Source organism: Sorangium sp. So ce385, assembly GCF_051474135.1.
GTDB lineage: Bacteria > Myxococcota_A > Polyangia > Polyangiales > Polyangiaceae > Sorangium > Sorangium cellulosum_D.
The window spans coordinates 4,806,605-4,818,342 of sequence record NZ_CP150337.1 but is presented as its reverse complement, the minus strand read 5'-3'; the positions used below and the strand labels follow the sequence as shown (position 1 = coordinate 4,818,342).

At 69.1% G+C, this 11,738-nt stretch carries 1 protein-coding gene; it reads right to left on the bottom strand.

Going from position 1 to position 11,738, the window contains the following annotated elements; all coding sequences use genetic code 11:
• Positions 1-148 precede the first annotated feature (148 nt).
• The gene (locus tag WME83_RS17705) at positions 149-11,692 is read right to left on the bottom strand and encodes a tetratricopeptide repeat protein (RefSeq protein WP_437320458.1); all 11,544 of its coding nucleotides are present in this window, start codon (positions 11,690-11,692) and stop codon (positions 149-151) included.
• Positions 11,693-11,738 lie beyond the last annotated feature (46 nt).

Genomic DNA, 11,738 nt, shown 5'->3' with positions numbered 1-11,738 from the left:
GTAAGGATTGCTGACTCGTCAAGCAGACTCATGGAGATGTGCCTCCCGACGGCGCAGAGCGATCCGAGGCCGGGAGCGAGCCGCCCCCGGCCTCGGATGCTCTGATTCCGATGTAGATTCAGTTATTTAGTGTCACCGACGCGCGCGCTCACCCCTCGCCGATGGCGATGCCGAGCGCCTGACGCAGCGCAAAATACTGATCGCTTGTCGAGAAGACGATCAGCTCCTTGAGCTTGTCCTGGGGCGGGAGATCCCCGGGCTGCTGCGGCTCGGCGGCGATGATCTTCTTCGCGATCTCGAGATCGCCCGAGAGGAGCAGGCCGGTGCGCGCCGCGGTGATGTCGACGCACTGGACCCACCGCTTGATGTTCGCCTTCGCGCCCTCCGCGAGGAACTTCTTGACCACCATGCGGAGCCCCTCGAGCTGCATCGGCTGCATGAAGCCGCGGAGCGTCTGCGCGGTGGCCATGATCTGCTTCTCGATGTCCTGCGGCACCGGCGTGTCGGGCGCGACCAGCTTGATCCCGGCGAACAGGAGCACCGTCAGCTCGGTGACCGTCGGGAACAGCGTCTTGATGTAGTGCTCGCCGCGGTACATCGCGAGGTGCTTGCCGACGATGAACGTGAGCTCCTGCGGCGAGAACCCGGTGAGGACGGTCTGCCCCGCGACGGACGCCGGCTGCTCGTTCGCCACCGCGACGAGCGCGCCGGGCACGTCGCTGCGCACGTAGAGCCGCGGCGCCGGGAGGCCGAGGACGTTCGCCGCCCACCCGAAGGTCCGGGCGAACGTCACCGTCGAGGTCGCCGGATCCTGCAGGAACCGCGGATCGAGGACCGGGAGCTCCTTCCTCTGCTTCAGCGTCTCGATCTTCGCCCTGAGCGCGGCCCCCGCGATCATCTCGAAGATCTTGCCGACGTAGAGGTTCTCCTCCTCGTGGAACAGGTTCCTGATCCACTGCTCGTTGTCGAGCCGGCTCTTCGCCGGGATCAGGCCCTGCGGGCGGTAGTCCTCGAAGTACTGCTGCTCGTCCGGATCGGCCTTGCGGAGGAACGCGAGCGCCGCCGCGACGCACCAGGCCTGGTCGTAGCGCTTGCCGTCGACGTACAGGCGGTAGAGCCGCTTGTACGGGTCGATCTTCATCGGATCGATCTTGACCATCGCCTGGAACTCGCCGGTCGCCAGATCGAACTGCTCCGACTGCTCGTAGAGCTCCGCCAGGATCAGGTGCTCCGTCGCGTCCTCGGGCTTGAGCCGCGAGGCCATGCGGAACGTCTCGACCGCGGCCGTCCGGTCGCCGAGCCGGTCGCGGTAGATGAGCCCGAGCGCGTGCCAGAGGTTGTACTCGAGGTCCGTGTTCCCCTTGCCGGCGACCCGGTGCAGCATCTTGCGGTACGCCCGCTCGAGCTGCTTCCACTCCTTCTGCGCCGTGAGGATCTTGTTGATGCGCTCGAAGGCCTCGAGGGAGTGCGGGTTCAGGTCCAGCGTCTCGTTGAACAGCTCCACCGCGCGCGCCGGGTCCTCCAGCTTGTCGCGGTAGATCTGCGCCATCGTGTAGAGGTAGCGGCTCTTGCGATCCGGCTGCGGCTCGAGGTCCGCGATCCGCTGGAGGCAGTCCACCATCCGCTCCCACTGCCCCGTGCGCTGGTAGAGCTGGAGCAGCTTGTGGAGCAGGACGTGGTTCTGCGGCTCGAGATCGAGCGCCTCCTCCAGGGCCTCGACGCCCTTCGGGATGTTGTTCTCCTTCTCGACCCAGATGTCGCCGATCTCGTTCAACATCCTGAACCGCTCGGCGCCGTCCATGATGTTGTCGAGGATCAGCCGCTTGTAGTGGCAGACCTGCTTGTAGTCCTTGAGCGCGTCGTAGACGGCGACCATCGCCTCGAGCGTGGGCCGGTGCGACGGCTCGGCGCCGAGCGCCTTCTCGAAGTTGTTGACCGCCTGCTTCGACTGCCCCTGCGCCTGCTTGATGCAGCCGAGCTTGTAGTAGACGGTGGCGCGCTCCTCGGTCTCGGCCTCGTCGAGGCTGGTGAGCACCTTCTGGTAGTTCGTCAGCGCGCTCGCCCAGTCGTTCAGCTTGAAGCTGACGTCGGCGAGGCCGCGGATCGTCTCCTGGTCGGTGAGATCGAGGTTGTGCGCCGCCGTGTACGCCTTGAGCGACGCCTCGTCCTTGCCGAGCCGCTCGAGGACCTTGCCGAACGTCCGCTGCAGCCGGTGCTGCTCTGAACGATCGCGCTTGCCGCTCTTCCTGACGAGCATCTCCGCGAGCGGCTCGGCCTGGGCCCACCGCTCCGTGGAGACGTACTCGTTGAGGAGCGGCATCGCGGCGTCCTCGTTGTCGGGGTCGCTCTGGAGCGCCATCTCGTACGCCTGCACGGCGAGCCCGTGCTCGCCGAGCATGTCGTCGCGGAGCTTGCCGAGCTCGACGAGCAGCCGCGCCTTGGCGCGGGGCGCGTCGGTGTTCATCTGCTCCTGCTCGAGGTAGCGCGCCGCGCGATCCCAGTCGGCCGCGTCGATCGCGATCACCCGCAGCGCCGCCAAGGTCGGCACGTGGGTGGGGTCGAGATCGAGCGCCATCTCGAAGCGCTCCTGGGCCAGCCCGCGCTCGCCGAGCTTCTCGTCGAGCTGCCGGCCGATCCGGTAGTACATGTCGACGCGCTGCTTGCCGTCCACGGTCAGGTCCGCGACGCGCGTCATGTACTCGATGGCCTTCGACGAGTTGTCCTGCTTCTCGTAGAGCTTGGCCAGCGCCTCCAGGGACGGGACGTGCGTGTCCTGGATGTCGACGATGTTCAGGTAGGCGTCGATCGCGCGGTCGAGGTCCTCGATCTCCTCGGCGTAGACCTTCGCCGTCTGGGACCAGAGCTCGATCTTCTTCTGGCGATCCTCGGCGGCGTTGATGTGGCGGTCGTACGTGTTGATGAGGTCGTGCCACTGCCGCAGCCGGCGGTAGCAGCGCTCCAGGGCCTCGAGCGCGGGCTCGTGCGACGGGTCGATCTCGACCACCTGCTCGAGCCGCGCGGCCGAGAGATCGGGCTTCAGGAACTGCTCCTCCTGGAGGTTCGCGATCTTCATCAACACGTCGATGCGCTCGCGCTCCGTGGTGACCACGTCGAGCTGCATCTCGAGGACGCGCACGAGATCCGGCCACTGGTGGGTGGTCGTGTACACACGCTCGAGCCCCCGCATCGCGAGCAGGTTGGACGCGTCGATGTCCAGCACCTCGCGGTAGACCGCGCCGGCCTTCTCGATGAGGCCGAGCTTGGTCTCGTAGAGGCCGGCGGTGCGCAGCTTCACGCTCGCGACGACGTCGGGCTCGCTGACGGCCTTCGCCTTGCGGAGCAGGACGTCGACGAGATCGTTCGACTGGTCGCGATCCGTGTAGATGCGCTCCAGCGCCTCGAGGGCCGGGAGGTGCAGCGGATCGACGTCGAGGGCGCGCCGGTAGAAGCTGAGCCCCTGCTCGACCTCGCCCATGTGCTTCTCGAGCACCTCGCCGAGCTCGGTCAGGATCTCCTTCCGGTCGACGTCGATCACCGCGACGTTGAGGGCGTTCGTCAGCATCTCGCCCTGCCGCTGCCACTGGCCGGTCTTCTTGAAGAAGTTCGCCATCTGGCGCAGCACCGCCACGTTGTTCGGGTCGTACGCGTAGATCTGCTGGTAGTACGGCTGCGCGTACTCGGGGTGACCGAGGTCCTCCGAGTACCACTTGGCCAGGCGCAGGCAGAGCGTGATCTTCTGGACCGGGGCCGTCTCCTGCTGGAGCCACCCGTTCACCGTCTGCACGAGCTCGGGCCAGCGGTTCGTCGCCTGCGCCATGCGCTCGAGGTACCGGACCGTCTCCATGTCGGAGTAGTCCATCTCGAACGCCGTGAGCAGCGCGTCGAAGGCCTGCGGCCTGTCCTCGAGCTGCTCCTCGAAGACGCGGGCCACCTTGCGGAGGATGTCGGTCTTCTCGTGCACCTCCTCGCGCGACTCGAGCCGCGCGAGGTAGAGCTCGATGAGCGGCTCGCTGCGCCGGGCCGCGTCGTGGAGCTCCTCGAGCGCCGCGAAGGCCTGGTCGTGCGTCGGATCGAGCTCCAGGACCTTCTCGTACGCGAGCGTGCCCCGGTCCTTCTCCTCGACCTGGTGCTCCCAGATCTGCGCCACCTCGAGGTACTCGCGCACCTTGTCGGCCGGCGACTCGTAGGCCGCGGCCCGGCCCATCTTCACGTCGATGACCTCGACCCAGCGCCCCTCGGCGCGGAGCAGGTTCTCCAGGGCGGCCATCGCCTCGAAGTCCTTCGGGTCGACCTCGAGCAGCTTCCGCCAGGCGTCGATCGCGTCGTACGCCTGCCCGAGGACGTGCTGGTAGGTCGTCCCGAGCTCGCGGTAGAGCGCGATCACGTTCTCGGCCGGCAGCACGTCGCGCGCCCGATCCACCGTCTGGTGGAGCGCGCTCACGATCTGCTCGGGCTCGTTGCGGAGCCGCCAGATCGCCGCGATGGCGTAGAGCGCCTCGAGGTTCGCGTAGTCGATGTCGAGCACGCGCTGGTAGTCGTCGAGCGCCGAGTCGTCGCGGCCGAGCTGCTCGTGGAACAGCTTGGCGCGGCGGAGCAGCACCGCGACGCGCGACTCGTCGTCGGTCGCGATGTCGTAGTGGCGCTCGAGGACGTCACAGAGCTCGGCCCACTGCCCGACCCGCTCGTACAGGTTGGACAGCGCCCCGAGCGCCTCCGGGTCCTCGCCGCGGAGGTCGAGGACGCGCTTCCACGTCTCGACCGCGCCCTGGACGTCGTTCAGCCGATCGGCGAGCAGGTGCGCCATCTTGGCGCGGATGTCCGCCTCCTGGCTGTCGCCCATCGCGTTCTCGAGCTCCCGCTCCAGCACGACCTTGAGCTGGGTCCAGGCGCCCTTGGTCGTGTAGATGCGCTCGAGGGCGCTGATCGCCTGCTCGTTCGTCGTCTCGAGCTCGTCGAAGATGCGCCGGAAGGCGCGGATGGCGTCGTCGAGCTGCCCGAGCCGCTCCTCGTACGTCTGGCCGAGCCGGAGGTACAGGTCGACGAGCTCCGGGCGATCCTCGGTCGCGCGCACCCGCTGCTCGAGCACGCTCGCGAGCTCCGGGTACTGCTCGAGCTGCGTGTAGATCCGGTCGAGGTTCGAGAGCGCCTCGGCCTCGAGGGGCTCGATGCCGAGCACGTACCGGTACGTCTCCTCCGCCTTGGCGACGTCGCTGAGGTCGGTCTCGAAGACGCGCGCGAGCCGCTTGCCGATGCTGGTCTGCACGTCCTTGTCGGCGTGGATGCCCAGCACGTCGGCGTACGCGTTCGCGAGCAGCTCCCAGCCGCCGTCGACCGAGCCGGCGAGCCGCTCGACCTCCTCGAGCGTCTTCTCGTCGCGCGGGTACTCCTTCAGCGCCCGGATGAAGACGGCGAGGGCCCCGTCCGGCGAGATGAGGCGCTCCTCCTGGAGCTCGCCGATCCGGTAGTACATCGACAGCCGATCCGGCTCCTGGGTGAGGTGGGTGAGCTCCGCCTCGAGCACCCCGCCGAGCTTCTCCCACTCCGCCGCCGCCTGGTAGAGCGGCTCCAGGATCGCGCCGATCTCGATCTGCTTGATCCCGGCCGCGAAGAGCCCCTCGAGGGCCTCGAGCGTGGGTGAGTGCTCGGGGGCTGCGGTGAGCACCTCGCGGTACGCCGCGATGGCCGCCGGCAGGTCGTTGAGCCGCGTCTGGTACACCACGCCGAGCCGGTACTTGAACTCGAGGATCTCGTCCGGCGACTGCGCGATCTCCGACTCGCGCGAGAGGATCGTGACGAGGTCGCTCCACCGCTCGGTCGCCGTGAACAGGCGGTCGAGCGAGGCGATCGCGGTCTGGTTCTCCGGCTCGACCTCGAGCACGCGCCGGTAGCGCGCGACGGCGCTGTCGATGTCGTCGAGCTGCGTCTCGAAGATCTGCGCGAGCCGCAGCCCGAGCTCGACGAAGCGCCCCGGCTCCTCGCCGAGCCGGCCGAGCTCCGTGTCGTAGAGCGCGGCGACCTGCGGCCAGCGGTTCACCATGATCGCGAGCCGCTCGAGGTTCGAGAGCGACTCCTCGTTGCCGATGTCGAACGTCACCGCCCGCGCGTACGTCTCGAAGGCGGTCACGTGGTCGCTCAGCATCTCCTCCGAGAGGCGCGCGATGCGGTGGAGCAGGTCGACCTTCTCGTACGGGTCCTCGGCCACCTTGACCCGGACCTCGAGCACGCTGATCAGCTTCTGCCACTCGCCGGACGCGTCGTAGATCGGCTCGAGGACCAGCGCGGCGCCGAGCGGATCGCGGGTGCCGTCCTTGATCTGCTCGAGCGCGCGGAGCGTCGGCTCGTGGTCGGGCATCTGCTGGAGCAGATCGCGGTAGAGCTCGATGGCCCTCGACACGTCGTCGAGGTGCTTCTCGTAGAGCTCCGCGATCCGGTACTGGTAGCTGATGCCCTCGGCCGGATCCGCGGTGATCTCCGCCTCGTGCTGGAGCACGCTGAGCAGCTCGAGCCAGTTCTGCGAGGTCTGGTAGAGGACGTCGAGCCGCCCGAGCGCCTGCAGGTCGTCCGGATCGATCTCGAGCACCCGCTGGTACGTGTCGATCGCGCTCGCGACGTTGCCGAGCTCGCGCTCGTACACCGCGCCGATCTGGTAGTAGATGCGCTTCTTCTCGTTCGAATCGAGGACGAGATCGGCCTTCTTCGCGTAGACCGAGAGCAGCTCCTGCCAGCGCGAGAGGCTGAGGTAGAGCTTGGTCAGCGCGTCGATCGCCCGGAGATCCTCGGCGTCGAGCTCGAGCACCTTGCCGTAGACCGCGATGGCCTGGTCGTGCCGCTCGAGCACCTCCTCCTCGATGCTCGCGGCCTGGAACAGGGCGAGCTTCTTCTCGTTCAGGTCGTCGAGGATGTCCGCCTTCTGCTGGAGGATCTGCGACAGCTCGTTGTACCGCTCCGACGTCCGGAACAGCCGCTCGAGCGACTCGGCCGCGTGCAGGTTGCGCGGATCGATCTCGAGCACGCGCCGGTAGTGCCCGACGGCGCTGTCCATGTCGCCGAGGTCGCCCTCGTAGATGCGCGCGCTCATCGTGTAGAGCGTGCTCGCGAGCTCCGCGTCGGTCTGCTGGGCCGCCAGCGTCTCGAACACGCGCGCCAGGTCGGCGAAGCGACCGGTCGCGCGCGCGAGCCGATCGAGCCCCTCCTGCGTCGACTCCGACGCCGGATCCTGGCTCAGCGCCCGCGCGTAGGTGTCGAAGGCCGAGTTGAGGTCGCCGCCGGCGTCCTCGTAGAGCACGGCGATCTGGTGGAGCAGCTCGACGCGACGGGTCACGTCGTCGCTGCGGCGCACCTGCACCTCGTGCACCCCGATGAGCTTCTGGTAGTCGCCCGACTGGCGGTACAGCGGCTCGAGGATCTCGGCGATCGCGACCTCGTGCTCGGGGAGCTTCCCGAGGCGCTCGAGGGCCGCGAGCGCCTCGACGTTGGTCGGCTCGCGCTCGAGCACCTGCCGGTAGATGTCGATCGCCGACTCGACGAGCCGCATCCGCGACTCCCGCAGCGCGGCGAGCCGGAGCATCAGCCGGATCTGCGCCTCCTCCTCGGCCGCGATGCTGAGCTGCGCCTCGAGGTTGTCGGCCAGCTCCTCCCACATGCCCTGGCGGCTGAAGAGCCCGTCGAGCGCCGTCAGCGCCACGAGGCTCGTGTCGTCGGTGGAGAGGACCTCGCGGTAGGCGGCGATCGCCTCCTCCGGCTGGCCGAGCCGCTGCTCGTAGACCTCGGCCATCTGCGCGTAGAGGCTCTCGCGCTCGGCGGGCTCGTGCACGAGCTCGATGCGGCGCCGGTAGACGCCGATGAGATCGCCCCAGCGCTCGGTGCGCCGGTAGAGCGCGTCCATCGCCTCCAGCGCCTCGGAGTCGGAGGGATCGATCGAGAGCACGCGGAGGTAGCCGTTCGCCGCGTCCTCGACCTTGCCGAGCCGCTCGTGGATGCTCGCGAGCCGCATCCAGTACTCGCGGCTCAGCCGCGCGTCGCTCAGCGAGTCGGCGATCTCGCTGAAGATGACGTCGAGCCGATCCCAGGCGCCCGCCTGCGCGGCGAGGGACTCGAGCTCGGCCCGCGTCTCGGCGTGCGACGGATCGTCCTTGAGCGCCCGCGACTGCGCGTCGAACGCGCGGTTCAGGTCGTTCAGGCTGTCGGCCGCCGTCCGCGCCACCTTCCGGAGCAGCGAGACGCGCGTCGCCGTGTCGCCCTCGGCCGCGGCGAGGATCTCGAGCGCCTGGATCAGCTTCTCCCAGTCGCCGCGCCCCTCGTAGATCTCCTGGAGGATGGCCGCCGCCTCGGCGCGCAGCGACTCGTTCGAGAGCAGCGCCTCGAGCGCGAGGCGCGCCGCGTCGTTGCCCGGATCGAGGATCAGGATTTCCTTGTAGTTCTCGAGCGCTCCGGCCGCATCGTTCAGGTGCTTCTCGAGGGTGCTCCCGAGCCGGAACTTGAGGTCGATGAGCGCCTGCTCGTCGAGCGGGGAGTCGATCCGCTTGCGGAGCACGTCGACGTAGGACTCCCAGTCCTCTTGCTCGCGGTAGAGCTTGTCGAGCGCCGCGAGCGCCTGCGGGTCCGTCGGCTCATCGTCGAGCACCTGGCGGTGCGTCGCGATCGCCCGCACCGGGTCGCGCAGCTCGCCCTCGTAGAGCTCGGCGATCGCGTAGAGGATCTGCTTGCGCTCCTCGGGCTCGGTGATGATGCCGAGCTTCTTCTCGTAGATGCCGAGCAGCTCGCCGAAGCGGCCCGTCTCGCGGTAGAGCCGCTCCAGCGCGCTGATCGCGGCCTGGTTCTCGCCGTCCGCCTCGTACACGGCGCGGAACTGCGAGAGCGCCTCGTCGATGCGCTTCACCTCGTCGAGCAGCACGCGCCCGAGCCGGAGCCGGAGATCGACCCCGAGCGCGATGTCCCCCTCGCTCTCGGCGCGGGAGATCGCCGTCGAGTAGGCGCCGATGAGGGCGTCCCACCCCTCGGTGGAGCGCGCGGCCCGCTCGACGTCCTCGATGCACTGCTCGTCCTGCGGGGCGATCTGGAAGGCCGAGAGGTAACGCTCGAACGCCTTCTGCGGCTCCTTGAGCCGCGTCTCGTAGAGCGCCGCGACCTGCCGGTAGAGGTCGAGCCGGGACACGTCGTCCTGGTCGTGCGAGAGCTTCACCTCGATCGCGCCGGCGAGCCCCTTCGGGTTGTTCGCCTGCGTGTAGATCGGGATCAACGCCTCGGCCGCGGCGAGGTGCGCGCCGTCGATCGAGAGCACCTTCTCGTAGGCGCGCGCCGCGCGATCCGCCTTCTGCTTCTGGTTCATCCAGAGCTCGGCGATCTTGATCAGCAGGCTGATCTTGGCCGCGTCGTCGGTCTCCTTGGCCTCCTGCGACTCGAGGACGCGGATGAACTCGTCCCACTTGCCGCTCTCGGCGTAGAACACCTCGAGATCGTCCCAGCGCTGGAGCTGGAGGTACGCCTTCTTGAGCGCCTCCTGCGCCTTGCGGTCCTGGGGGTTCAGCGCGATCACCTCTTGCCAGGCCTTGACCGCGGCCTCGTCGTCCTTGAGGCGCTCGCCGTAGAGCTGCGCGAGCTTGCTGAGGAGCGCGAGCTTCTGGGTGCTGTCGAAGGTCGTGTCGACCTGCTTCTGCAGCACCCGCGCGAACGCCTGGTAGTCCTTGTTCTTCTCGTAGAGCCCCGCCAGCGCGTTCAGCGCCTCCGGGTTCTCCGGATCGTTCGCGAGGACCTCGTCCCAGAGCTCGATGCAGAAGTCGACCTTCTTCACCCGCTCGGACGCGAGCTTCGCGATCTCCAGGTACTTCGCGGCGCGCTCGCCGCCCTCCGGGAGCGCGGCGGCCTCGCGGCGGAGCAGCCCGATGAGCTTCTCCCAGTCGCGCCGCTTCTCGTAGCTCTGGCGGAGGAAGTCGATCGCCTGCGGGTGCTCGCCGTCGATCGCGAGGATCGCCTCGTAGCACTTCACCGCCTCGGCCGCGTTCGAGAACTTGCCCGAGTAGAGCTCCGCCGCCTTCGCGTAGTTCTCGATCTTCTCGGCGGGATCGGAGACCGCCTCGGCGATCTCGATCAGCGTCTTGACGTACTCGTTGTACCGCTTGGCCTGCTCCTGCTTCTGGGCCTTCGCCTTGAGCTCCTCGACGCGGCCCGCGACCTCGGCGGCCGGGGGCGGCGGCGCGGTCGGCCGCCGGCCGATCTCCGAATCGGCGGGCCGGCTCTCGGCGGGGGCGCGCGGCGGCGGCGCCGGCTCGACGTCGGCGACCGAGGACCTCGCGTTGACCTCGTCGACCGGAACGTCCGCGGGGGTGCTCGCCCTGCCGCTCACGGGCGCCGGCGCGCTGACCGGGGCCGGCGTGCTGACCGGCGCCTGCGCGCTCACGGGCGCCTGCGCGCTCACGGGCGCCGGCGCGCTCACGGGCGCCTGCGCGCTCACGGGCGCCGGCGTGCTCGTGGGGAGCGGCGTGGCGTCTGCGGCCGCGACGGGCGCGGGCGCGGCCGGCGCGACGGCGACCGGCGCGGGCGCCGCGACGGGCGCGGGCGCCGCGACGGGCGCGGGCGCGGCGGCGCCCGTGAGGCGCTCGCCGATCTGCGCTTCGAACGCGCTGACGCTCGGGTGCGTCGGCGCGACCGCCGAGAGCCGCTCGAACCAGCTCCTCGCCCGGATGAGATTGCCGAGCTGCCGCCAGGCGATGCCGCCCGCCTGAGCGATCATGAACGGCGAGCTGCCGTTCTGGTTCGCGGCGCTCTCCGCCAGCGCGGCGACGCGCTCCCAGTTGCCTTCCTTCGTCCCCCAGAGCTCGCGCAGGTAGGCGAACGCCGCCTCGTTCGAGGGGTCGTACCGGAGCGATTCCTCCAGGAGCTTCGAGCCGATCTCGACGTTCTGGTGCCGCGTGGCCCAGCGGACGCCGAACTTGAACGCCGCCTCGCCGCGCGCCACGCCGGTGCGCGACTCGAGGATGCGTCGCTGCGTCTCCACGATCGCCTGCGGCCGCTCCTCCTCGGCGAGCAGCCCCTCGAACATCGCCGCGGCCTGCTTGTCGGAAGGCGCCGTCTCGTACGCGCGCCGGAGCAGGCCCTCGAGCTGGCCGCGATCGAAGCGCTTGGCGAGGCGCGCCGCGCGGAGCAGCAGCCGCTTGCGCTCGCTCGTGGTCGCGGCCGCGTCGGCCGCCTCGACCAGCTCCGCCATGTGCGCCGCCCACGACGACTGGTCGACCTGCATGTCGCCGAGGCAGGCCCGCGCCTCCTCGCTCGTCCCGCCCGAGGCGGCGAGCGCGCGCGCGTACGTCGCCGTCGCGCGCTCGAAATCGCCCGCGTCGCAGAGCACGTCGCCGAGCTCCACGAGGAGCTCGGCGGCCGCGGTCCCCTCCGGCGAGTTCCTCAGCTCGAGCTCCAGGAGCTTCTGGACCATGTTGGTCTTGCCGAGGTCCCAGTAGATGGAACGAGCCGACTCCAGCGCTTCGAGCAGCGCTGGATTCAGCTTGTAGGCGTCCTGGAAGTGCTTCAGCGCCTTGACGGCCTGAAGGAACTTCTCCTCGAGCAGCCGCCCGAGCTTCAGGTGATATGCCGCCTTCCGGGTCGCGTCCCCTTCGGCCGCAATCCCCTTCTCGAGCTCCTCGACGAGCCCTTGCCAGTCATGAACCGACTCGAGATGATTGAGACGCTGCGCAAGATCCATTGATTATCGACCCTCGGCCCCGACCTTCGAACGGATTGAAACGCCT

What these genes read in the sequence shown, in the direction of transcription:
- WME83_RS17705 (WP_437320458.1), bottom strand. Translation starts at nt 11,692, where the DNA reads ATGGATCTTGCGCAGCGTCTCAATCATCTCGAGTCGGTTCATGACTGG.